Below are 21,105 nucleotides of genomic sequence, written 5' to 3' on the forward strand. Positions count from 1 at the left end.
CGCGTGCCCGCTCCTGAACGGCGTATCCGGAGCACGCCCGGCGCTTGCGGCCGCGTGAGGTGCCATCCCCTGGAACGCGTGCTTCCACGCACCGGGGGGCGGAGGAATGAGCGGGGGACGACCGCGGCGAGCGCACGGTTCGGCTACGGGTCGGCCGGCCGGCCATCGGCCGGGGGCGCCCCGGGGTGCCGGGCGGGGGCTCCGGCCCCGCTCAGACCGCACCCCACCTGCCCGTACGGATCAGCTCGTGCAAGCCCGGCCGCACGGATCACGGATCGAGCCGTACGGATCGGGCCCGAGCACATCCGCTCGTACGGATCGCGGGCCCGAGCACATCCGCTCGTACGGATCAGCTCGTACGGATCAGCTCGTACGGGTCACGCGCTGATCGGGCGGGACCAGGCCGGTGGCGTTCCGGTCACCCGGCACAGGGCCAGGTAGAGGGGGATCGGCGGGGTGTACGGCAGCGTGCCGTCCGGTGTGTGGATCAGCCCGGGGAACGTGGGCGAGGCGGGAACGAGCGCTCCCGTGGCGTAGTGCGCGGGCGAGGGCCACTCCAGTGCGACATCCGAGTCGGAGGGCACGAGCCACCACCAGTGCGTGCTGTCGGCGTACACACAGCCGACGCGCGGCAGCCGGGGCATGAGCAGCGGGCCGAGTCTCGCGGGCATCGCCACCGCGTCGCAGCCCAGCGGGGCCTGCATGCCCTCCGGCACGGCCAGTGGCCGCGAAGCGCCCGGGCCCGACGCGGTCCGGCCGCGCTCGATGCGGACCAGCGTGTTCAGGTTCAGCACCCTTGGCGTACCGGCCGAGGTAGCCCTCACACCCATGCAGCCCCCGCTCGTGTTCCCAATGTCTTCGGTCCCGTCCGGTCGGTCCTGGCTCTTCGGTGTCGCGACGCCTGCGTCCGGCGGCCGGGGATGGAACGATTCGGGTCAGAACCATTCATTCCCGGCCGGGGGTATGTGCACCCCCGTCTGCGAGGAGCCGGCAGGGGCCGGCCGGCTCCTCGCACTCCAGCCCAGGTCCGACCGCGGCTCGACGCCGTTGTTCGCCGTCCGCGGCAGTTCCGCCCAGACCAGAAGTCCGGGACCGGTTTCCTGGGCGCCCCAGGCAGTGCACATCGCCGCCACGAGGAGCAGTCCCCTCCCATGCTCCTCGTCGGGACGCTGTGGCGACGGGTGGGGCTCACCCGGCGCACATCCCTCGTCACGGACGGCTATCCGCACCAGTTCCGCGCCGTCGTGCAGCTCGCACACCACATGGCGGCTCGCCGTGTGCACGATGGCGTTGGTGACCAGTTCGGAGACGACGAGCTCTGCCGTGTCACAGGTGTCCTCGCAGACCGCCCAGCCCGACAGCCGGGCCCGCGTTAGGTGCCGGGCCTGGGCTGCTGAGCCAGGGTGTGCGGCCAGCTCGAAGCGGAACCGGCGCTCGGCCGCCGTGTCGGGGCGTACCCCGGCGGTGGCAGTAAGACGGTCTCGGTTCACGGCTGCGGCTGTTCCTAACGGCGCGGACGGAATCACGTTTGCCACTATCTCCCCGTCGTGAACACTTGGCAAGTGTCACTCTGAAAATTGCAGAGTGCAGTGTTCTGAGCGGTATGGCCATGGCACACTGCTCGCAACAGCACGTGGCGCGGCGTCAGTTGGGTACCCGTACGGGGCCCGAACGGGCGCCGCCCCGGCTGTCTGGACAAAAGTGGAGGTGGACGTGAGCGAGCCGCGGTCCGCGCCGACGGTGGGGCAGGTCGTCCTCGGACGGCGTCTGCTGGACCTGCGGGAACGCGCGGGGCTCAAGCGTGAGGAGGCGGCACGCATTCTGCGTGTCACCGCCGCCACCGTCCGCCGTATGGAGATGGCCGAGGTAACCCTCAAGATCCCGTATCTTCAGCTCCTGCTGAAGTCGTACGGCGTCTCCGACGACGAGGCCGACGCGTTCGTCATGCTCGCCGAGGAGGCGAACCAGCCGGGCTGGTGGCAGCGGTTCCACGACATCCTGCCGGGCTGGTTCTCGATGTACGTGAGCCTGGAGGGCGCCGCCGCCCTCATCCGTTCGTACGAACCCCACTTCGTGCCCGGAGTGCTGCAGACCGAGGAGTACGCGCGTGGCGTCATGCGGTCCGGCGCCGTCGGCCAGACCAGACCCGAGGACATCGAGCGGCACGTGGCGCTGCGCATGCAACGCCAGGAGCTGCTGACGCGCGAGGGCGCGCCCCGGTTCTGGGCCGTGATGGACGAGACCGCCCTGCGCCGCCCGGTCGGCGGCCCGGAGGTCATGCGTGGCCAGATCGACAGACTGCTGGAAGCCACGACACTGCCCAACGTGACGCTGCAGGTCGCCCCGTTCTCCTCGGGGCCGCACGCGGGCACGTACGGGCCGTTCGTGCTCTTCCGCTTTGCCATGCCCGAACTGCCGGACATGGTCTACAGCGAGTACCTGACCGGCGCCGTCTACCTGGACGCGCGTACCGAGGTGGCAACCCACCTCGAGGTCATGGACCGCATGGCGGCTCAGGCCGCCACGGCACATCGCACGAAGGAGATCCTGCTGGATCTCCGCAAGGAGCTGTGAATGGATCGCATCAAGTCCCGGATACGCCTCGCGCGGATCTACAACGGCATGCCCGCCAGGGAACTGGGCAGCGAGGGCTGGCACAAGCCGTGGAGCGGTGGGAACGGCGGCAACTGCCTGGAGGCGATGAAGCTCGCCGACGGACGGATCGCGGTCCGTCAGTCGGCCGACCCGGACGGTCCTGCCCTCATCTACACCCCCGGCGAGATGACCGCGTTCATTCAGGGTGCCAAGGCGGGGGAGGCGGACTTCCTGCTCTCCTGAGGTCGTCGGCGAATCCGCCGGCCGGTTGCTGAAGAACCGATTCTTCAGGCGGTCGCCGCAGGGAAGCCGAAACCGCTTCAGAACCAGGACCACATGCGGCGCGGGGCGTCCACGAGCCTGCTGACCGCCACCACCGACAGCGGAGGCTGCTCGGCCCGGTCCGGACCGAGGCTCAGCGCGTAGTAGATCTGCTCGATGGACGGCGGCCCGACCGCGAGGTTGCGGCGGACCGCGCCCGACGGGGATTCCCGCCCGGCCCGCACGAGGTAGGCCGCGGCCATCGTCCCCGTACGGCCCACTCCCGCCCCGCAGTGCACGAACACCGGCCCCGGGGCCGCACCGACGACGCCCAGAAAGCGCCGGACCTGGTGCGGCGTCGGGGTCTGTCCGTCCCGCACGGGCAGCCGTACGACGTCCAGGCCCGCCCTGCGCGGTCCGGCGAGCCGCTCGGCGGACAGGTCCTCGGCGCGCAGGTCGACCACGGTGGTGAAGCCGAGCCGGGCCAGTTCCCGGTAGCCCTCGGGCGAGGGGGCGCCACCGCGCCAGAGCCCGCCTGCGGCGTCCACCGGCTGGAAGTGGTGGATCCCCCGCACCGGGTGGGTCCCGGCGGGCGGCGGTGTCTGTTCACGCGCCCAGTACGACAGCGCGAGGACGCCCAGGGCGCCGGTGGCCCAGAGGGCGAGATAGCAGAGGCCGAGGGCCGCGAGCGCGCGCGGCAGGGTTCTGCGCAGGGTCCGGCACGGCGTGCGGCGGGAACGGCTCCCGGGCAGCGTGAGGCGGGGTGGTGGCGGGGGCGGGGCGAGGACAGCCATGGGCGACCCGGAGGCTCGGGGACGAGGCGCGCGTCGGCATCGTAACCCCGGGCACCGGCAGCGGGCGGTGCCCGGGAGTCGGCAAGGGGTGGTGCCTGGGGGTCGACAACGGGTGGTGCCCGGGAGTCGGCAACGGGTGGTGCCCTGGCATCGCCCGTCGTCGGTGGCCGGGCGGGCTCAGTCGTCGTCCGCGTCCGCGTCGCCGACACCGACCACCGTGAGGTGCGTACGGTCCAGGCCGGTGTCCTCCAGACAGCCGCGCAGGCGCATACGGTCGTGGTCGCTCAGCGCGGGCCGGACCACTCCGGCGAAGAGCCCGTCGCCCAGTTCGCCGAGGCTGGCGCGGCTCAGCGGTACGGACGTCGAGTCCCGGCAGCGTTCCCAGAGCTGGCGCGCGGCGAGGGACTGCCGTTCGGCGGTCATGCCCGCGCCGCGCATGTCGATCCGCAGGAGCAGGGAGGTCGCCTCGGAGTCCCTCGCCTCCTCCTCGCGGGTCTGCGTGAGGTCGGCGAGCCCGACGACGAGCGCCGCCAGCAGTACGCTTCCGACCACGCCCGCGGCGAGTACGCGCAGGGTACGGCCGCGGTCCCGCCGGGCGCCCGGCGGCGGCAGGTCGTCCAGGTCCGTACCGCCGTCCGGATCGGGGGCGGCCAGGACGGCGAGGCGCCCGGCCAGCCGCCGCTCCGCCGTGGGCCGGGCCGTGGCGGACGCGATCCGCTGCACGAGCCAGGCGAGCCCGGAGAGCAGCACACCGGTGACCATCAGGACCGGTACGAAGACGTAGGTGGGGCTGGTCGGTTCGTCCTCCAGCCAGCGGAACCGGTTCCCGCCCGGACCCGGCGGGGCCTCCTTCTCCCGCAACCGCGCGAGGACGTCCTCCTGCCGCCGGTCGGCGTCGCGCATCCGTTCCTCGATCCGCGCGAGCCGCCCGAGCAGCACGATCCCGAGGAGCAGCACCTCGACGACGAGCAGCAACACCCCGCAGAGGATGGCTCGTTGCCACTGCCACCGGTAGAGATAGACGACGACGTACGTACCGGCGCCCGCGGCTGCCGCGCCGCCGAAGAGGTAGGCGACGCGCCTCATCGCGTACCTCGGCCGGGTGAGGGTGAGGGTGAGGGTGAGGAGGAAGGGGAGGGGGCGGGGACGGATGCGGGGGCGTCCGCGCGTACCTCCTTGTCCGGGGGTGCATCCCCGTCCGGGTGTACGTCGCCGGTGGCGCCGTCGACCGTGAGGCGGGAGCCTGCCGGGAATCGGCGTACGGCGTCCGTGGCCCCGACGACCGTGGGCAGACCGAACTCCCTTGCCAGAACGGCCAGATGGGAGAGAGGGCTGCCGGTCTGCGCGACGAGTCCCGCGAGCCCGGGCAGGAGCGGGGCGAGCGCGGGGTCGAGCGTGCGGACGACGAGCACGGGGTCCGGTGGTCGTGGGCCGGTGCCGTCCCAGGCCGTCCCGGTGGCCCGGCCCCCGGACACGCCCTGTCCCTCGCCCCCGCCGCCCTTGCCCCCGCCTCCTCTGTCCTTCGTGCGCTCGGCGACGACCGTGCCGTTCTCGGCGAGTCGGAACGCGTCGGGCAGCGGTGCCGACGTTGCCCTCGGCAGCCGTTCCCCGAAATCACCGGGCAGGACGCCGTGTTCGAGCGCGTCGACGAGTTCGGGCCAGCGCAGCAGCCCCACTTTGGATCCGACCGGAGCATGGGCCTGATCCCCAGGCACGGTCAGTCGCCGCGCGGCGTCCCGTACCAGCCGGACCTGAAGCTCCTGAACCCAGCGGACGCGCAGCCGCAGGGACTCACGAGGGGGGAGGGGGAGTGCGGCTGCCGTTGGCCTGATGGGCCCGCCGTCCACCTCCGCGGGACCGGCGGGGATGGTGGGGCTGGCGGGGGTGGCAGAGGTGGCGGGGCTGGCGGGGCTCGCCGGGAGTCTCAGGTTCCGGTTCAGGCTGGGAGCCACCAAGGCCAGCACCAGCGGTTGCCGGGCCACCACCTGGTGGTCCGGTACGCCGCGGGCGCGCGCCTCCGCGAGGACGGCGAGGGCCGTACCCGCGGCCGTTCGCGATGCCGGGTTCGATGTCCTGTCCACGGCCGTCGCCAGGGTCTCGGGCAACAGAGCGCCGGCGAGGGCTTCCTGGGCGTGCAGCGAGACCAGGACGGTCCGGCTCCAGCGCAGGGCGGCGACGAGTTCACGACGGGCGAGCCGGTCCGGGGGCGGTGTCTCGGCGAGCCGTCGGTCGACATCGGCGATCAGGTCCGTCGCGAGACCGGGCAGCGCCGCGGTCAGCCGGCCCACCCGCCACGCGGCGGCCAGCCTGCGGGCACCCGGCGCCGGATTGAGCAGCGCCGCCCATCGATGCCGTGGCGGGACGGCGCCCAGCAGCCGCAGATCCGCCGCGGCCCGCCCGCCGACCGTCGTGACGACCGGCACCGCCCGCAGGTGCCGCCGTGGCGCGGTGCCCCCGATGTCGAGCGCGGCGGCCAGCCCCCGTGCCATCGGCGCCACCCACAAGTCCTTTTCCAACGGCTCCAGTTGATCCGGCAGGGTCTCCGCGACCGGGCCGGGACCGAGCAGTCGTGCCCCGCGCGCGGGCCGCGCCGCCATCGCCGTGATGGGGCGGCTCTGGAACAGCCACAGCCGCCCCGCCGCGTCGAACCCGAACTCGATGTCCTGCGGCCCGCCGAAGACCCCGCGCGCCTGCCGGGCCAGCCGAGCGAGTCGGCGCAGTTCGGTGGACCCGAGCAGCTGTTCGGCGCCCTCGGGGCCGGTGTGGGACAGGCGGCCCCGCCGGGTCAACCAGTAGGTGGTGCCCGGCTGTTCGCCGCTGACCAGTGCGTCCGGTCCGCCGCGCACCGCGCTCACCAGCATCCGGTCGGACCGCCCCTCCAGGGGATCGGCGCCGAACAGCACCCCTCCCACCCGGGCCGTGAGCATGGGCTGGACCAGCACGGCCATCGGTGCGACCGAGCCGTCCGGCCGGTGGGCCGAGTCGAGCACGGTCCGTACGGCCGCCCGGAAGTCGTGCCAACCCCGCACGTCCAGCACGGACGCGAACTGCCCCGCCAGGGACGACTCCTGCGTGTCCTCCTGCGGAGACGAGGACCGTACGACGAGGGGGAGGGCGCCACCGTCGGAGAGCTGCCGCCAGGCGCGGCGCAGCTGTTCGGAGTCCCCGTCGCCTGATTGCCACGGGCCGCTCTGCCAAGGTTCGCCCTGCCGCGGTTCGCCCTGCCATGGTTCGCTCTGCCGTGGGTCGTCGTCGGCGCCGTCCGGCTCGGTGGACCGTGGCCCGTTGCTCCACGGCAGGACGAACCCCGGCAGCACAGGCAGCCCGGCCCTCGCCGCACGGGCGAGATGCGCGGCCTTGGAACCGGCGAGCACGATGCGCGTGGCCTGCGGATCGCTCAAGGGGACGGCGTACGCGGGACGGCGTGCGCCCCGTTCCTCCCCGTCGCACGCACCGTCTTCGTGACGTTCGTCAACCGTCGTCATCGAGCACCCTCCAGGACCGGCCGCCAACAGGGGGGACGCGCGGGGGTGGCCCTGCGCCTGACGACGGAACGAAGGATGGGGGCGGGTTCCTGCCGGACCGGCCGAAGAAACCGACCGATGAAACGGCCGCGTCAACAACGCGCCTCCTGAAGCGATGATCCCACCGCGTGTTCTCTCGCAGGCCGGCACAGGGTCGTCTTCCGGCCACCTGCCTGATGGCCCCTCCACAGGAAGCGGCCCTGCCGAGGGGCCAGGGCGCCAGAAAGCCAGAAGGCCAGAATGCAGAATGCAGGGGGCAGGGGGCCCAAGGGACCCGGGGGCTCGGGGGCTTACGGAGGTGGCAGCGCGGCGCACAGCGCGTTCAGCGCGGCTCCGTAGGCGTGCTCCGAGGGCGTGGCATAGCCCACGACGAGGCCGTCCGGCGCGCTCATGGCCGCCTCCGGGTGCCGGAACTCCGCGAGCCCGTCCAGCGAGAGCCCCTGCCACACGGCGGCCTTCACCGCGGACCGCTCAGTGCCTGGCGGCAACCGCAGCACCGCGTGCAGCCCGGCCGCGATCCCGGTGACCTCGACATGCGGCGCCTGCGCGGCGAGCGCCTCGACCAGCCGGTCCCGCCGCCTCCGGTACCGCTGCCGCATCCGCCGTACATGACGGTCGTACGAGCCCGACCCGACGAAGTCCGCGAGCGTCAACTGGTCCAGGACGCTCGCCCACGCCTCCCGCTCGCCCTTGACTGCCAGCACGGCGTCGACGTACCGCTCGGGAAGGACCATCCAGCCCAGCCGCAACGCGGGCGACAGGCTCTTGCTGACCGAACCGATGTGGACGACCCGCTCCGGGTCCAGGCCCTGGAGGGCTCCGACGGGCTTGCGGTCGTAACGGAACTCCCCGTCGTAGTCGTCCTCCAGAATCACCCCTCCACGCGCGCGTGCCCAGTCGACGGCGGCGGCACGCCGTGCGGGATGCAACGGCCCGCCGGTCGGGAACTGGTGCGCCGGCGTGAGCAGCACCGCCCGCTCCCTGCCGAGGCCGTCGACCCGGGCGCCGTCCTCGTCGAGGGCCAGCGGGACGGTCCGTACCCCTGCCGCCGTCAACAGCTCCCGATGGAAGGGGAGGCCGTACGCCTCGACGGCCAACGGGCCCCGCAGCACCGCGGGGAAGAGCAGTCGCAGAGCGTGCGCGAACCCCGAACAGATCACGATCCGCCCCGGCTCGGTACGGACCCCACGCGCGCGTGCCAGGTACTCCGCGAGCGCCTCCCGCAGTTCGGGCCGCCCCGCGGGATCACCGGGCCCGAACGCCTCTGCGGGGGCCCGCTGAAGGGCCCGCCGATAGGAGGCGAGCCAGGCGGTACGCGGGAACGCCGACGCGTCCGGGGTGCCCTGCCGCAGATCGTGCCGCGGCCCACGCGCGCGTGGAGGAGCTTTCCTGGGTACGCGCTTCTCGGCGCCCAGCGGTTCGGCCCGCTCGGCGACCTGGGTGCCCGACCCCTGGCGCGCCGTCAGCCAGCCCTCCGCGACCAGTTCGGCGTAGGCGTCGGCCACCGTGTTGCGCACGACTCCGAGGTCGGCGGCGAGCGAACGGTACGGAGGAAGACGGGTACCCGGAGCGAGCCGCCCGCTGCGGATCGCCTCGCGCAGCGCATGGATCAGGGCGGCACGACGACCACCCGGACCGGACAGTTCCAGATGCAGGTCGGCGCCGATGCGCTCCGCCGAATTGACCCATGAATCCGCCATGGAAGTGCACCCTACCGGGGGTCGCCGACACCCATAGATTCATCTGCATGACGACGAACAGCACGCACACGACGAACGCGAGCGTTACTGAGACCGCTGAGACCGCTGGGACGACTGAGATGGCTGGGGCGATCGCGGTTCCTGGGGTGGCCGAAAATGGTCGCTTCGCCCGACCCGTCCGCCTCGACTTCGCGAAGTCCGCCCCCAAGGTCTTCCGCGCCCTCGTCGGCTTCGACGCCGCGGCCCGTGAAGGGCTCGACCCCGCCCTCGTCGAGCTGATCCAGATACGCGCTTCGCATCTCAACCACTGCGCGTACTGCCTCCACATGCACACCAACGACGCCCGCAAGGCAGGCGAGAGCGAGGACCGGCTGCACATGGTCGCGGTGTGGCGCGAGGCCCCGCACTTCTTCTCCGCGCGGGAGCGGGCGGCCCTCGCACTGACGGAGGCGGTCACCCTGGTCGCGGCCGACGGCGTACCGGACGACGTCTACGCCGAGGCCGCCACGCACTTCGACGACGAGGAACTGGCCCGGATCCTGGCCCTGACCTTCGCGATCAACACCTGGAACCGCGTCGCCCTGTCGACGGCGAAGAGGGCGGGCACGGACCAACGCTGAGCGCTGCCGGCTGAGTGCTGCCGGGGGAGGGGAGGGGCTTGCTGCGCGTGGAGGGCTGGGGCTGAGGGCTGCGGTCTCGGGGCTTGGGGCTTGGGGCTTGGGGGCGCAGGCTAGGCCGTCATGGGGCGGTCGTGCGGCCCGATCGGTGCGGGCAGCCGCGAGTCGCCCGTCAGTCGGCGGTCCACCGTTGCCGCCACCGCCCGGCCCTCGGCGATCGCCCACACGATGAGCGACTGGCCGCGCGCCGCGTCCCCGGCGGCGTACACCCCCGGCACATTGGTCGCGAAGTCCGCGTCCCGGGTGATCGTGCCGCGCGGGCCGAGGTCTAGGCCGAGCTGGTCGACGAGCCCGTCGGAGCGATCGGGGCCCGAGAACCCGAGCGCCAGCAGCACGAGGTCGGCGGGGAGCGCCCGCTCGCTGCCGGGACGCGGCCGGCGGTCGGCGTCGACCTCGACGAGATGCAGCGAAGACACCCGGCCGGACGCGTCCCCCGTGAAGCGGAGCGTGGACGCCGCGAAGAGCCGGGCGTCCGCGTCGGCCGCGGGCGAGGTCTCCAGGGCCCCGGCCTCCTCGTGCGCGGCCGACAACCGGTAGATCTTCGGGTACACCGGCCACGGCTCGGAGTCCTCGTCGCGCTCCGCACCGGGCTGTGCGTAGATGTCCAGCTGGGTCACGGACTTCGCGCCCTCGCGCACCGCCGTACCCAGACAGTCGGCCCCGGTGTCACCTCCGCCGACGATCACGACGTCCCTGCCCGCCGCGGACAGCGGAGACGCCTCCAGGTCCCCCTCACACACCCGGTTGGCCAGCGGCAGATACTCCATCGCCTGATGGATACCGCTCAACTCCCTCCCCTCTAAGGTCAGTTCACGCCACGCCGTGGCGCCCACGGCGAGGACGACCGCGTCATGGCGCGCTCGCAGCTCGGCCGCCCCGATGTCCCGGCCGACGGCGGTCGACGTACGGAACTTCGTACCCTCCGCCCGCATCTGCTTGATCCGACGCTCCAGATGCCGCTTCTCCATCTTGAACTCGGGGATGCCGTACCGCATCAGCCCCCCGATCCGGTCGTCGCGCTCGTACACGACGACGGTGTGCCCGGCCCGGGTCAGCTGCTGCGCCGCCGCCAGTCCCGTCGGACCCGAGCCGATCACCGCGACGCTCCGCCCCGACAACCGGTCCGGCGGCTGCGGCGGCGCGAACCCGTCCGCCCAGGCCCGGTCGGCGATGGCGACCTCGACGTTCTTGATGGTGACCGCGGGCTGGTTGATCGCCAGCACACAGCCCGCCTCGCACGGCGCGGGGCACAGCCGCCCGGTGAACTCGGGGAAATTGTTCGTCGCGTGCAACCGGTCGCTCGCCCCGCGCCAGTCGTCGCGCGCCACCAGGTCGTTCCACTCGGGGATCAGATTGCCCAGCGGGCAGGCGTCGTGACAGAAGGGGATGCCGCAGTCCATGCACCGGTCGGCCTGTGTCCGGACGATCGGCAGCAGGGCCCCGGGGACGTACACCTCGTCCCAGTCACGGACCCGGTCCTCGACGGGCCGACGCGGCCATTCCTCGCGGGAGGAGTTCAGGAAACCCTTGGGATCGGCCATGGCCGTCTCCCTCACGTACACGCACGGGGCCCCGTACGGCGCTCACCACCGTCTCGGCTCCACCCTGTCCGACGCCGTCGTCGGGGCGGTGGGCCGCGAGGCCTGTTGGCAGACTCTTCCCGCCACGATACGACGCCACGGCCGCGTCCGCCCCAGGTGGACGCCGCCCCCGTGTCCTCAGGTCAGCGCCAGCAGGTACAGGGCCGCTCCGACCGCCGCGGCGACCATCCGTATGTGGTTCCACATCGACCACTCGCTCACATACGTGGGCCAGTACGCGATGGCCTCCGGTGTGCCGGGGTCCATCTCGGCCAGTTTGTTGTTGCGCGGGACGTTCGCCGCGATCGTGACCCCGAAGCAGCCGAACAGATACAGCGCGCTGCCCAGCAGCAGTTCCACCCTGCCCTCGTCGGGCCACAGCACGAAGGTGACCACCGCGATCACCGCGCACAGCGCGGCCGACCCGAGGAACACGAGCATGAACGCGGGCATCAGCGCGGTCACATTGATCGCCTGCATCGCCGCGACACCCTGCGCCGGCGGCAGCGAGGCCAGTCCCTTCATCACGAACGTCGAGAACGCGCAGAACACCCCGGCCACCAGCCCGGTGCCGAGCACGCCCACCACGGTGAGCACGAAGTACGGTCCCTCGATCATGGCAACTCCCGCGTAAGCAGAACCACTGGTCAACAACTCGCGCACCGTTCCCGGAACCGTGAGGGCCGGACCACCCCGAACCTCAAGATCCTGCCCGGCACCCCCTGTCACCACAAGTGAAATGCCGGCCGGTGAAGGCGGCCATGGCCGAGGTGCTCGACACCATGTCCAGGCGTCTCGGACCCGCCGCCGTCAGTCGTCCTCCCCCTCCCCGATCTGCCCGCCCTCCCGCCAGCCCGCCAGCGTCACCTCGACCGCGGCGGCGATCAGACGACGGGCCTCATGGCGCGCTACACCGTCCATCAACAACTGGTCGTACGGAGTCTCCGTGTGCCGAACCGCCGCGCGTACGGCCGAGACCACCGCGGCTTCGGACAGCGCCCGCCCGGCGGCGCTGCGCCCCACCCGCCCGCTGCCCCGCACCGAGGCGTGTGCGGCGATCGCGTGCGCCCGGTCGGCCGGACAGCCGGGAAACAGCCGCCGGATGTTCCGCGCGAACGCGTCCGTGAACCGCACATCCTCCGCAGCTCGCCGTCGCGCGTCCCGCAGCCTGCGCCGCCGTCTCGCCTCCGCGTCCGCCAGGCACCGCTGCTCCGCCCGCGCGAGCGCCGCCTCCTCGACCAGCACCCCCTGTCGCTCGTACCGGCTCCGCCGCCGGTTGAACCGCACCACGACCGCCGACAGCCCGCTCTCCTCCCGCGACCTGCGCGTCAACGCCGTGTCACCCCGGGGCAGGAACACCAGATGCCCGAGGTCGGCGCAGTCAAGGCATCTCGGCGCCCCCTCCTCCATGACCAGCAACGGGAGCGGCCCACGCCCGCACTCGCCGCAGTGCCGCCTCTTCAACGGCTGGACGACAAGAGGCCCGGTGCGGGGCGGGGGAGCAGCCATGGTCGCCATAAGCGGTTCCTTCCCGAACGGCACCCGCCCGCACGCCGACTCGCGCACCCCTTCTCCTCCCGCCGCCGCACTGTCCGTCACGCCCAACCGATGCCGCCGAACAGCTCCGCACGGGCACGCGGTCGCCGCACGGGTGTGCTCGCCCGGCATCATGGGCCGTGTGCGACTCGAAGCGATCACCTGGGACCGGCTCGGCGACCTCATCGCCGAGCGCCTGCTCGAACTGAAGCCGGCCGACGGCAGCCCCTGGCCGCGCATCGCCTTCGACGGGGCCCCGGCGGCCCGCCCCGGTGACCTCGCCGAACGCGTCGCCGAGGCCCTTCGTCCACGCGGTCGCTCCGCCCTGGTCGTCGGCACGGAAGGCTATCTGCGGCCTGCCTCGCTCCGGTTCGAGTACGGCCGCCAGGACGTGGACACCTACTACGACGGCTGGTTCGACACCGGCGCCCTGTGGCGAGAGGTCTTCGGCCATCTGGAACCCGACGGTGACGGGCGTGTCCTGCCCGACCTCCTGGATCCGGTGACCGACCGAGCCACCCGCACCCCCTACGTCCAACTCCCGCCCGGCGCACTGCTGTTGCTGCACGGACCGCTGCTCCTCCACCATTGGTTCCCCTTCGACTTCACTGTCCATGTACGTCTCTCACCGGCCGCACTGCGCCGCCGCACCCCGGAGGACGAGCACTGGACGCTCCCCGCGTACGAGCGGTACGAGACCGAGACGGCCCCGGGCGACACGGTCGATGTCCTGGTGCGGGCGGACGACCCACGCCATCCGGCGTGGAACGGCGGAAGAGAGGCGTGAGGCGTGAGCCGAGGAGCGGGACGGGGGCGTCAGGCCGAAGCCGTGGCCGTCCGGGTGCGTATCTCTCCGTACCCGGCGAGAATGTAGGGCGCCGGGACTAGCGGTGCGTGTCCGCGCCGCGCCGGCCGTCCGGCACCGGGAGGTACTACATGACCACCGCCGGAGACATCATGCACCGCGGCGCCCAGTGGATCCCCGCTCACGAGACCCTGGACCGGGCGGCACAGCTGATGCGTGAACTCAAGGTGGGTGCCCTGCCCATCAGTGACGAGAACGAACGGCTCTGCGGCATCCTCACGGACCGCGACATCGTGATCGGCTGTGTGGCCATGGGCCACGACCCGGCCCGCGTCACCGCGGGCGAGATGGCCAAGGGAACCCCGCGCTGGATCGATGCGAACGCCGACGTCAGCGACGTACTCGGTGAAATGCAGGAACATCAGATCCGTCGCCTCCCTGTGATCGAGAACAAGCGCCTGGTCGGAATGATCAGCGAGGCCGACCTGGCCTCGCACCTGACGGACGGACAACTCGCGAGCTGGGTCGAGAGCGTCTACGCGAAGAGCGACTCGCGCTGAGGGGCCGAGCACTCCGACAGCGGACGCCGATGCCTCCGTGCACTACAGGCACAACGTGCACTACGGGCACCATGGGCCACCGTGAACTCCCGCTCGTCCGGCGAGCCGTGCCGGACGAGCGCGGTCACAGCCAGCCGTTCCGCTTGAACCCCCGGTACAGGGTGAAGCACGCGACAGCGATCACGCCGACCGCCAAGGGATACCCGAACTTCCAGTGCAGCTCCGGCATGTGCTCGAAGTTCATGCCGTAGACACCGCAGACCATCGTCGGCACGGCGATCAGCGCGGCCCACGCCGTGATCTTCCGCATGTCCTCGTTCTGCGCCACGCTCACCTGCGCGAGATGCGCCTGCAGGATCGAGTTGAGCAGTTCGTCGAACGCGGCTATCTGCTCGGCGGCCCGCAGCTGGTGGTCGGAGACGTCCCGGAAGTAGGCCTGTATCTCCGGGTCGATCACCCGGATCGGCCGCGTGGCGAGATCCATGATCGGTCGGCCCAACGGGACCACCGCCCGCTTCAGCTCAAGGAGTTCACGCTTGAGCTGATAGATGTGCCCGGGGTCGGCCCGCGCGCCGTCCGCCGCGAACACGGCCGTCTCGACCTCGTCGATGTCCTCCTGCACGGAGGCCGTGACATTCAGATAGTCGTCCACCACGTGGTCCGCGATCGCGTGCAGTACGGCGGCCGGCCCCTTGGTGAGCTGCTGGGGATTGGCCTCCAGTTCCTCGCGCAGCGGGCCCAGCGAACCGTGCCGTCCGTGACGGACCGTCACCACGAAGTCCCGGCCCACGAACACCATGATCTCGCCGGTGTTCACCACCTCGCTGGTCGCGGTCAGTTCGGTGTGCTCGACGTAGCAGACCGTCTTGAACACCGCGAACAGCGTGTCGCCGTACCGTTCCAGCTTCGGGCGCTGGTGGGCGTCCACCGCGTCCTCGACCGCCAGCGGGTGCAGGTCGAAGAGCTCGGCGATACCCGCGAACTCCACCTCGGTCGGCTCGTGCAGCCCCAGCCAGACGAAACCGCCGTCGGCCTTGCGGACCCGCTCCACCGTCTCGACCAGATCGCGGCCGGCGGGGACCCTGGCCCCTTCCTCGTACGCCACGCAGTTCACCACCGCGGAGCCCAGCGGTGACCGGGCGGGGTGACTCAGGTCGACACGGGCACGCCGTCGTGTCAGCCGTGCCACTTTGCGGAGGCCGCCGACCCTGCTCAGGCTCGTGACCTTCCGCAGATTCCCTGCCATGGACATCTGGATCTCCCTGCGTGGATCTCCTCGCGCCGTGCTCTGCGCCTTGCCGCGGCCAGTCTGCCAGGATGTTTCGACGGCCGGTTCGGCCTGTGGGAACGGAACATTCCGCTCCGGAAAATCGCGGTCGTGGCGGAGCGAAGTCGTCTCCGGTGGCACCGCCCCCTCGCGTGCGACGCGCCCATATCGGGAGCGTCGACCCTCCGGAGAAAGCCTGACAAATGGGATGATCGGGGCATGATGCGAACCGACGGACATCTCCTCGACAACCGCCAGCCCGGGGCGGGGCAGCGATTCGACGCCCTCGCCGCTCTCTTCGACCCCACGACGTTCCGGCACATGGAACGGTTCGGCATCGGATCCGGCTGGCGCTGCTGGGAGGTGGGAGCGGGCGGCATGTCGGTGGTGTCCTGGCTCGCCAAGCGGGTCGGTCCCACCGGCCGGGTCTTCGCGACCGACCTCGACACCTCATGGGCACCCCCGGCCGTGCGGCCGCCGATTCAGCTGCGCGTCCACGACGTGGGCGTCGACGAGCCGCCGGCCGAGGGTTTCGACCTCGTGCACGCCCGGCTCGTTCTCGCGCATGTGCCGGACAGGGAGCGGGCGTTGCGCACGATGATCAGGGCGCTGCGGCCCGGCGGCCGGCTCCTGGTCGAGGACGCCGATCCCACCCTGCAGCCGCTGGCCTGCCCGGACGAGCGGGGCCCCGAGCAGCAGCTGGCCAACCGGGTGCGCCGAGCGATGCGCGACGTGCTCGCCGAGCGGGGTGCCGAACTCTCGTACGGGCGGCGGCTTCCCCGGCTGCTCCGCGAGGCCGGACTGCGGCAGGTCGAGGCGGACGCGTACTTCTCGCTCACCTCGCCCGCCTGCGGGGCCCTGGAGTCCGCGACGGTCGGCGAGGTCCGCGATCAGCTCGTCACGGCGGGCCTCGCCACCGACCAGGACATCGACCAGCACCTGGCGAACGTGGCCGCGGGCGGCATGGACCTGGCCACGGCACCGCTGATCTCGGCATGGGGGCGCAAGGTGTAGTGCCGTGTGAGGGGATGTCGCGCAGCGGTGGTCGGGCTATGCCTCCGCGCCCGGCGTGCCCGGCGCTTCCGCCTCCCGCCTGTCCGGCCTGCCGCCGACCTGCTCCACCGCCCTGGCTCCGGCCCGGCATCCCTCGGCGGTCGCCTCCTCCGGTCGGCGGCCCGCGAGCAGGGCGGCCAGGAAGGCTCCGGTGAACGCGTCGCCGGCGCCCGTGGTGTCGACGGGCGTCGCCGCTCGTGCCGGAACCCGGGCCCGGACCGTCCCCGACCGGGCGACAAGGGCTCCGGCATCGCCCTGTTTGACCACCACCAGCGGAAAGTGGCGGCTCAACTTGGCCGCCGCGTCCGCCGTATCGGGCAGGCCCGTCAGCAGACGGGCCTCGTCCCGGCTCGGCAGCAGGACGTCGACCCCCTCGGCGAGCGAGAGGAACCGGTCCACCCCCAGTTCGGCGAGGAACCCCGCCGACGCGGGATCCACGCTCACCGGTACTCCACGCGCGCGTGCCGACTCCACCGCCACCGACACCAGCGCCCGGCACGGCTCGGAGAAGAACAGATAGCCCGACAGATGCAGCCGTGCGACACCGTCGAGCAGTGCGGGAGACCAGTCGTCGGCGTTCAGGCGCAGGGAAGCACCGCTGTCCGTGAGGAAGGTGCGTTCCGCCGAGGCACCCGTGTCCACCAGGCAGATCACCGTCCCGGTCGTTGCCCGCGGGTCGACGACGAGGAGGGGACGCACACCGGACGCCACCAGTTCCCGCTCGTGCCACGCTGCCGAGTCGGCGCCCACCCGGCCGAGGAACCGCACCTCCGTACCGGGCCGACGGGCCGCCCAGCACGCGACGTTCGCGCCCGCACCGCCCGGCACGGTTCGTACGGCCGCGGCCGTGTCGGTGCCCGGAGCGAGCGGCCCGCGATGCCGGGCGACGACATCGGTGATGACATCACCGACGACAAGGAGAGCCCCGCCGTACCCATCGGCCCCGCCTGTCCCATGGGCTCCCGTCACACCTGTGCCCAGGCCGCAGCGATCCGCCCCGCGAGCCGTACGTTGCCGCGTACCGCCGCCAGATTGGCCTCAAGTGACGCCCCGTCGGTGTGGCGCACCAGATGGTCGAGCAGGAACGGTGTGACCGTCTGGCCGCTCACGCCTTCCGCCTCGCACGTGTGCAGGGCGTCGGCGAGCACGCGCGCGTGCAGTGCGGGATCCAGCTGCTGCGCCTCGGGCACGGGATTGGCGACGATCAGTGCCGACCTGGGTCCGTCCAGTGTGTCCTGTGCGCGCATGACGGCCGCGACCTCGCCCGGCGACTCCAGCGTCCACTCCACCGGGTGTCCGGAGTCCGACAGGTAGAAGCCGGGAAAGCGGTCGGTGCCGTATCCGGCGACCGCGACGCCCAGGGTCTCCAGGCGCTGCAGGGTCGCGGGCACGTCCAGGATCGACTTCACTCCCGCGCACACCACGGTGATGCGGGTACGCGCGAGGAGCCCCAGGTCGGCGGACTCGTCCTGCGTCTGCGTCCACTCCCGGTGTACGCCTCCGAGGCCGCCCGTGGCGAACACCCGTACCCCGGCCTGCGCGGCCAGCAGCGCCGTCGCCGAGACCGTGGTCGCCCCGCTGGCCCCGGTGGCGATCGCCAGGGGCAGATCGCGATGGCCCAGCTTGCGGATGCCGTCCTCGTTGGCGATCCGCTCCACCTGCTCCTTGTCGAGGCCCACACGGGGCTGCCCGTCGAGCACGGCGATCGTCGCCGGAACGGCGCCCTCCTGGCGTACGGCGTCCTCCAGCTCCAGCGCCACCTGCAGATTGCGCGGACGCGGCAGCCCGTGCGCGATGATCGTGGACTCCAGCGCCACCACGGGCCGACCCGTGGCGAGCGCCTCCCGAACCTCTTCGGACACCATCAGCACGCGTGTGCCTCCTGTCTGTCGGTTCTCCTCTCATCCCTGGCGGGCGGCGCGCCCGGCCAAACCCCTGCGCACACCCGAGGTACGAAAAGGGGGGCCCACGCGCGCGCGGGCCCCCCTTTTCGTCCTGCGGCAGCGCTCAGACAGGCCGTACGCCGGTCAGCGCGCCATGCGGGTCGAGGACGTACTTACGGCTGGCGCCCTGGTCGAACTCGGCGTAGCCGCGCGGCGCGTCCTCCAGACCGATCACCGTCGCGTTGACGGCCTTGGCGATGTGCACCCGCTCATGGAGGATCGCCTTCATCAGCCCCCGGTGGTACTGCATCACCGGGCACTGACCTGTGGTGAAGCGGTGGCTCTTCGCCCACCCCAGGCCGAGCCGCACCTTGAGCGTGCCGGTCCGCGCGTCCTGGTCGACCCCACCGGGATCGTCCGTGACGTACAGGCCAGGGATGCCCAGCGAGCCGCCCGCGCGCGTGAGGCCCATCAGCGAGTTGAGGACCGTGGCGGGCGCCTCCGGGGCGTCGGGGCCGTGGGCCCGCGCCTCGAAGCCGACCGCGTCGACGGCCACGTCCACCTCCGGCTCGCCCAGGATCTGGTCGATCTGCTCGCCCACGTCGCCCTGGCTGACGTCGACCGTCTCGCAACCGAAGCTCCGGGCCTGCGCGAGGCGTTCGGCGTTGAGGTCGCCGACGATGACCACGGCGGCGCCGAGCAGTTGCGCCGAGGCCGCGGCGGCGAGACCGACCGGCCCCGCACCGGCCACGTACACCGTCGAGCCGACCCCGGCGCCCGCGCTCACCGCGCCGTGGAAGCCCGTCGGGAAGATGTCCGACAGCATGGTCAGGTCGAGCAGCTTCTCCCGCGCCTGGTCCCGGTCCGGGAACCGCAGCAGATTGAAGTCCGCGTACGGGATCATCGCGTACTCCGCCTGACCGCCGACCCAGCCGCCCATGTCGACGTAGCCGTAAGCGGCACCGGGGCGGGCCGGGTTGACGTTCAGACAGATGCCGGTCTTGCGCTCCTTGCAGTTGCGGCACCGCCCGCAGGCGATGTTGAAGGGCACCGAGACGATGTCCCCGACTTCGAGGAACTCGACGTCCGGGCCCCGCTCGATGACCTCTCCGGTGATTTCGTGCCCGAGGACGAGCCCCTCGGGCGCGGTCGTACGGCCGCGCACCATGTGCTGGTCACTGCCGCAGATGTTGCTGGCGAGTACTTTCAGGATGACTCCGTGCCGGCACTTGCGGCCGATGTTCGCGGAGGCCACCCCTGGTCCGTCCTGCAGTTCGAGCGTCGGATGGTCGATGGTCCTGACTTCCACCGCGCCCGGCTTGAGATACGCGACTGCCCTGTTCCCGCTCATACGTGATCGCCGTCCCTTCGGCCCCCGTGCCTTCGGATGCCAATGGCTGTGCGCAGGGCGGAGTCTGCTACCGGCGAACCGTTCCGGCCAGCCTTCGCGCGGGCCCCATCGGGCACATCACGGACGGGACCTTCTGTGCCGGGTGAACAGCGCCAGCGCGCCGAGCGGCAGCAACAGGCACGCCGCGACGGCGTTCAGCCAGCCGTAACTCGCCTGGGCGACGACGAGCCCCGCGGCGGCCCCGCCGAGTCCCGCCGAGGTGTTCATCGTCAGGTCGGAGAGTCCCTGCGCGGCGGCGCGCGCGGGCTGGGGCACGGAGTCGGTCAGGAGCGCGGAGCCGGAGACGAGACCGGCGGACCAGCCGAGCCCCAGCAGGAACAGCCCGGCGGCGGTCTGCCGGTGATCGGCGCCCGCGGTACCCGCGAGGAGGGCCGCACAGGCCAGCAGGGCCACGGCCAGGCCTATCCCCGAGAGCCGCCCGAACCGGTCGGACAGCCGCCCCATCAGGGGCGAGAACGCGTACATCCCCGCGATGTGCACGCTGATGACCAGCCCGATCAGATCGATACCCGCCCCGTGGTGGCCGAGGTCCAGCGGTGTCATCGACATGACCGAAACCATCGCCGTGTGCGACACGGCCACCGTCACCAGAGCAAGCCGCGCACGCGGGGACGCCCGGACGGCGGCCGCCCCCGCCCTGATGGACCGCGCCGCGGGGGACCGCTCCTCGACCGGCGCCAGCGCGCGGGCGGTGAGCAGCGGATCGGGCCGCAGCAGCACCGCGACCAGCAGCGCCGATATGAGGAACACGCCGGCCGCCCACACGAAGGGGCCAGCTGCCTCCGGTATGCCGAGCCCGGAGACGCTGCGGCCCGCGGGCGCGGCGATGTTGGGGCCGAGGACCGCGCCGATCGTCGTGGCCCACACGACGTTCGAGATGGCCCGTGCCCGTCGCTCCGGCTCGGCCAGATCGGCGGCCGCGAACCGCGCCTGCAGATTCGCCGACGAGGCCGCGCCGAAACCCGCCATGCCGACCAACAGCAGCGGGAAGCTGTCCATGACCGCGCCCGCCACCACTATCCCGGCTCCCAACGCGCCGATGAGGTAGGCCAGCACGAGCCCCGGCCGGCGACCGCGCGCGGTCATCAGGGCGGCCAGCGGCACCGAGAGCACCGCCGTGCCGGTGACGGTCGCGGTGGGTGCGAGCCCGGCGAGCGACTCCGTACCGGCGACTTCCTGGGCCAGGACCACGGCGAGCGCGATGCCCGTGGCCACACCGAGCCCGCCGAGGATCTGACTGGCGATGAGCACGGCGGAGGTCCGGCGCCGCAGCGCGGGCAGTCCGGCCGCGTCGACGGGTACGTCGACCGGCCGCTCGACGGCGGTCACCGCGAACACGCCCCGGCGAGCGGAGCGAGGGCGCGGACACCGCCCGGATCCGCGAACCGCACCGGGTCGGACGCGTACACACGAGTGAAGTCGGGCGTGGTCATCGGCGCAGTCTCCCCCTTCGTCCTGA

At 72.2% G+C, this 21,105-nt stretch carries 20 protein-coding genes; 6 read left to right on the forward strand and 14 right to left on the reverse strand.

Translation table 11 applies throughout. The annotated features are described in order from the left end of the window. Window positions 1-377: 377 nt before the first annotated feature. Window positions 378-830: a hypothetical protein gene (locus ACFVH5_RS04315; protein ID WP_210883637.1), complete on the reverse strand. Its 453-nt coding sequence runs from the start codon at window positions 828-830 to the stop codon at window positions 378-380. A gap of 105 nt (window positions 831-935) precedes the next feature. Continuing rightward, on the reverse strand, window positions 936-1,535 hold the full coding sequence (locus ACFVH5_RS04320) for an ATP-binding protein (RefSeq protein ID WP_385831948.1): 600 nt from the start codon (window positions 1,533-1,535) through the stop codon (window positions 936-938). A 178-nt stretch (window positions 1,536-1,713) separates the two neighbouring features. On the opposite strand from ACFVH5_RS04320, the gene ACFVH5_RS04325 reads away from it, so the two are divergent. Both ACFVH5_RS04325 and ACFVH5_RS04330 read left to right on the forward strand, forming a co-directional pair. Beyond that, the gene (locus ACFVH5_RS04325) at window positions 1,714-2,574 is read left to right on the forward strand and encodes a helix-turn-helix transcriptional regulator (protein ID WP_384809651.1); all 861 of its coding nucleotides are present in this window, start codon (window positions 1,714-1,716) and stop codon (window positions 2,572-2,574) included. Continuing rightward, window positions 2,575-2,838 carry a DUF397 domain-containing protein gene (locus ACFVH5_RS04330; RefSeq protein WP_107017598.1) on the forward strand — a complete coding sequence of 88 codons (264 nt, stop codon included), beginning with the start codon at window positions 2,575-2,577 and terminating at the stop codon, window positions 2,836-2,838. 77 nt (window positions 2,839-2,915) lie between these two features. Here the strand turns inward: ACFVH5_RS04330 and ACFVH5_RS04335 are convergent, their stop codons facing one another. The 4 genes from ACFVH5_RS04335 to ACFVH5_RS04350 all read right to left on the reverse strand — a co-directional run bounded on the left by ACFVH5_RS04335 (window position 2,916) and on the right by ACFVH5_RS04350 (window position 8,874). Beyond that, window positions 2,916-3,650, reverse strand: a complete 735-nt coding sequence (locus ACFVH5_RS04335; protein ID WP_385831949.1) for a beta-lactamase hydrolase domain-containing protein — start codon at window positions 3,648-3,650, stop codon at window positions 2,916-2,918. A 177-nt stretch (window positions 3,651-3,827) separates the two neighbouring features. Continuing rightward, on the reverse strand, window positions 3,828-4,736 hold the full coding sequence (locus ACFVH5_RS04340; protein WP_385831951.1) for a hypothetical protein: 909 nt from the start codon (window positions 4,734-4,736) through the stop codon (window positions 3,828-3,830). After that, window positions 4,733-7,051, reverse strand: a complete 2,319-nt coding sequence (locus tag ACFVH5_RS04345) for a PEP/pyruvate-binding domain-containing protein (RefSeq protein ID WP_385831952.1) — start codon at window positions 7,049-7,051, stop codon at window positions 4,733-4,735. The genes ACFVH5_RS04340 and ACFVH5_RS04345 overlap by 4 nt, the downstream gene beginning before the upstream one ends. A 413-nt stretch (window positions 7,052-7,464) precedes the next feature. Then, window positions 7,465-8,874, reverse strand: a complete 1,410-nt coding sequence (locus ACFVH5_RS04350) for a PLP-dependent aminotransferase family protein (RefSeq protein ID WP_385831954.1) — start codon at window positions 8,872-8,874, stop codon at window positions 7,465-7,467. A 119-nt stretch (window positions 8,875-8,993) separates the two neighbouring features. Between ACFVH5_RS04350 and ACFVH5_RS04355 the strand changes: the two genes are divergently transcribed. Then, on the forward strand, window positions 8,994-9,494 hold the full coding sequence (locus ACFVH5_RS04355; protein WP_385831956.1) for a carboxymuconolactone decarboxylase family protein: 501 nt from the start codon (window positions 8,994-8,996) through the stop codon (window positions 9,492-9,494). Between the two features lie 110 nt (window positions 9,495-9,604). On the opposite strand, the gene ACFVH5_RS04360 is transcribed toward ACFVH5_RS04355, so the two are convergent. From ACFVH5_RS04360 to ACFVH5_RS04370, 3 genes are all read right to left on the reverse strand, one after another. After that, on the reverse strand, window positions 9,605-11,092 hold the full coding sequence (locus tag ACFVH5_RS04360; RefSeq protein ID WP_385831957.1) for a glutamate synthase subunit beta: 1,488 nt from the start codon (window positions 11,090-11,092) through the stop codon (window positions 9,605-9,607). A gap of 177 nt (window positions 11,093-11,269) precedes the next feature. Continuing rightward, window positions 11,270-11,749 carry a DUF1772 domain-containing protein gene (locus ACFVH5_RS04365; protein WP_385831959.1) on the reverse strand — a complete coding sequence of 160 codons (480 nt, stop codon included), beginning with the start codon at window positions 11,747-11,749 and terminating at the stop codon, window positions 11,270-11,272. Between the two features lie 192 nt (window positions 11,750-11,941). Further along, entirely contained in the window at window positions 11,942-12,649 is a 708-nt protein-coding gene (locus tag ACFVH5_RS04370; RefSeq protein ID WP_385831960.1) for a DUF2293 domain-containing protein, read from the reverse strand. Window positions 12,650-12,800: 151 nt separating this feature from the next. On the opposite strand from ACFVH5_RS04370, the gene ACFVH5_RS04375 reads away from it, so the two are divergent. Both ACFVH5_RS04375 and ACFVH5_RS04380 read left to right on the forward strand, forming a co-directional pair. Next, window positions 12,801-13,454, forward strand: coding sequence for a uridine kinase (locus ACFVH5_RS04375; protein WP_385832003.1), 654 nt, complete (start codon window positions 12,801-12,803; stop codon window positions 13,452-13,454). 149 nt (window positions 13,455-13,603) lie between these two features. Next, window positions 13,604-14,032: a CBS domain-containing protein gene (locus ACFVH5_RS04380; RefSeq protein WP_384809633.1), complete on the forward strand. Its 429-nt coding sequence runs from the start codon at window positions 13,604-13,606 to the stop codon at window positions 14,030-14,032. A 124-nt stretch (window positions 14,033-14,156) separates the two neighbouring features. Here ACFVH5_RS04380 and ACFVH5_RS04385 read toward each other — a convergent pair whose 3' ends face one another. Then, on the reverse strand, window positions 14,157-15,284 hold the full coding sequence (locus ACFVH5_RS04385; protein WP_384809631.1) for a magnesium and cobalt transport protein CorA: 1,128 nt from the start codon (window positions 15,282-15,284) through the stop codon (window positions 14,157-14,159). Between the two features lie 234 nt (window positions 15,285-15,518). Between ACFVH5_RS04385 and ACFVH5_RS04390 the strand changes: the two genes are divergently transcribed. Continuing rightward, window positions 15,519-16,313 carry a methyltransferase domain-containing protein gene (locus tag ACFVH5_RS04390; RefSeq protein ID WP_385831961.1) on the forward strand — a complete coding sequence of 265 codons (795 nt, stop codon included), beginning with the start codon at window positions 15,519-15,521 and terminating at the stop codon, window positions 16,311-16,313. Between the two features lie 36 nt (window positions 16,314-16,349). On the opposite strand, the gene ACFVH5_RS04395 is transcribed toward ACFVH5_RS04390, so the two are convergent. From ACFVH5_RS04395 to ACFVH5_RS04410, 4 genes are all read right to left on the reverse strand, one after another. Beyond that, a complete protein-coding gene (locus ACFVH5_RS04395; protein ID WP_385831962.1) occupies window positions 16,350-17,321 on the reverse strand; it encodes a carbohydrate kinase family protein in 972 nt (323 codons plus the stop codon). After that, complete coding sequence (locus tag ACFVH5_RS04400; protein WP_385832004.1) at window positions 17,318-18,217, reverse strand: pseudouridine-5'-phosphate glycosidase; 900 nt, start codon at window positions 18,215-18,217, stop codon at window positions 17,318-17,320. The genes ACFVH5_RS04395 and ACFVH5_RS04400 overlap by 4 nt, the downstream gene beginning before the upstream one ends. Before the next feature lie 142 nt (window positions 18,218-18,359). Continuing rightward, the gene (gene fdhA, locus ACFVH5_RS04405) at window positions 18,360-19,586 is read right to left on the reverse strand and encodes a formaldehyde dehydrogenase, glutathione-independent (RefSeq protein ID WP_210883655.1); all 1,227 of its coding nucleotides are present in this window, start codon (window positions 19,584-19,586) and stop codon (window positions 18,360-18,362) included. A 117-nt stretch (window positions 19,587-19,703) separates the two neighbouring features. Next, entirely contained in the window at window positions 19,704-20,975 is a 1,272-nt protein-coding gene (locus tag ACFVH5_RS04410) for an MFS transporter (protein ID WP_384809623.1), read from the reverse strand. Window positions 20,976-21,105 lie beyond the last annotated feature (130 nt).

Origin of the sequence: Streptomyces sp. NPDC127119 (genome assembly GCF_042677425.1) — a bacterium.
Classification (GTDB): Bacteria; Actinomycetota; Actinomycetes; order Streptomycetales; family Streptomycetaceae; genus Streptomyces.

Excerpts from the sequence above, each read along its gene's own strand:
- ACFVH5_RS04375 (WP_385832003.1), top strand. The coding sequence starts at position 12,801 with ATGGGCCGTGTGCGACTCGAAGCGATCACCTGGGACCGGCTCGGCGAC.
- ACFVH5_RS04390 (WP_385831961.1), top strand. The coding sequence starts at position 15,519 with ATGATGCGAACCGACGGACATCTCCTCGACAACCGCCAGCCCGGGGCG.
- ACFVH5_RS04340 (WP_385831951.1), bottom strand. The coding sequence starts at position 4,736 with ATGAGGCGCGTCGCCTACCTCTTCGGCGGCGCGGCAGCCGCGGGCGCC.
- ACFVH5_RS04380 (WP_384809633.1), top strand. The coding sequence starts at position 13,604 with ATGACCACCGCCGGAGACATCATGCACCGCGGCGCCCAGTGGATCCCC.
- ACFVH5_RS04355 (WP_385831956.1), top strand. The coding sequence starts at position 8,994 with ATGGCTGGGGCGATCGCGGTTCCTGGGGTGGCCGAAAATGGTCGCTTC.
- ACFVH5_RS04335 (WP_385831949.1), bottom strand. The coding sequence starts at position 3,650 with ATGGCTGTCCTCGCCCCGCCCCCGCCACCACCCCGCCTCACGCTGCCC.
- ACFVH5_RS04365 (WP_385831959.1), bottom strand. The coding sequence starts at position 11,749 with ATGATCGAGGGACCGTACTTCGTGCTCACCGTGGTGGGCGTGCTCGGC.
- ACFVH5_RS04370 (WP_385831960.1), bottom strand. The coding sequence starts at position 12,649 with ATGGCGACCATGGCTGCTCCCCCGCCCCGCACCGGGCCTCTTGTCGTC.
- ACFVH5_RS04385 (WP_384809631.1), bottom strand. The coding sequence starts at position 15,284 with ATGTCCATGGCAGGGAATCTGCGGAAGGTCACGAGCCTGAGCAGGGTC.
- ACFVH5_RS04360 (WP_385831957.1), bottom strand. The coding sequence starts at position 11,092 with ATGGCCGATCCCAAGGGTTTCCTGAACTCCTCCCGCGAGGAATGGCCG.
- ACFVH5_RS04330 (WP_107017598.1), top strand. The coding sequence starts at position 2,575 with ATGGATCGCATCAAGTCCCGGATACGCCTCGCGCGGATCTACAACGGC.
- ACFVH5_RS04400 (WP_385832004.1), bottom strand. The coding sequence starts at position 18,217 with ATGGTGTCCGAAGAGGTTCGGGAGGCGCTCGCCACGGGTCGGCCCGTG.
- ACFVH5_RS04350 (WP_385831954.1), bottom strand. The coding sequence starts at position 8,874 with ATGGCGGATTCATGGGTCAATTCGGCGGAGCGCATCGGCGCCGACCTG.
- ACFVH5_RS04315 (WP_210883637.1), bottom strand. The coding sequence starts at position 830 with ATGGGTGTGAGGGCTACCTCGGCCGGTACGCCAAGGGTGCTGAACCTG.
- fdhA (WP_210883655.1), bottom strand. The coding sequence starts at position 19,586 with ATGAGCGGGAACAGGGCAGTCGCGTATCTCAAGCCGGGCGCGGTGGAA.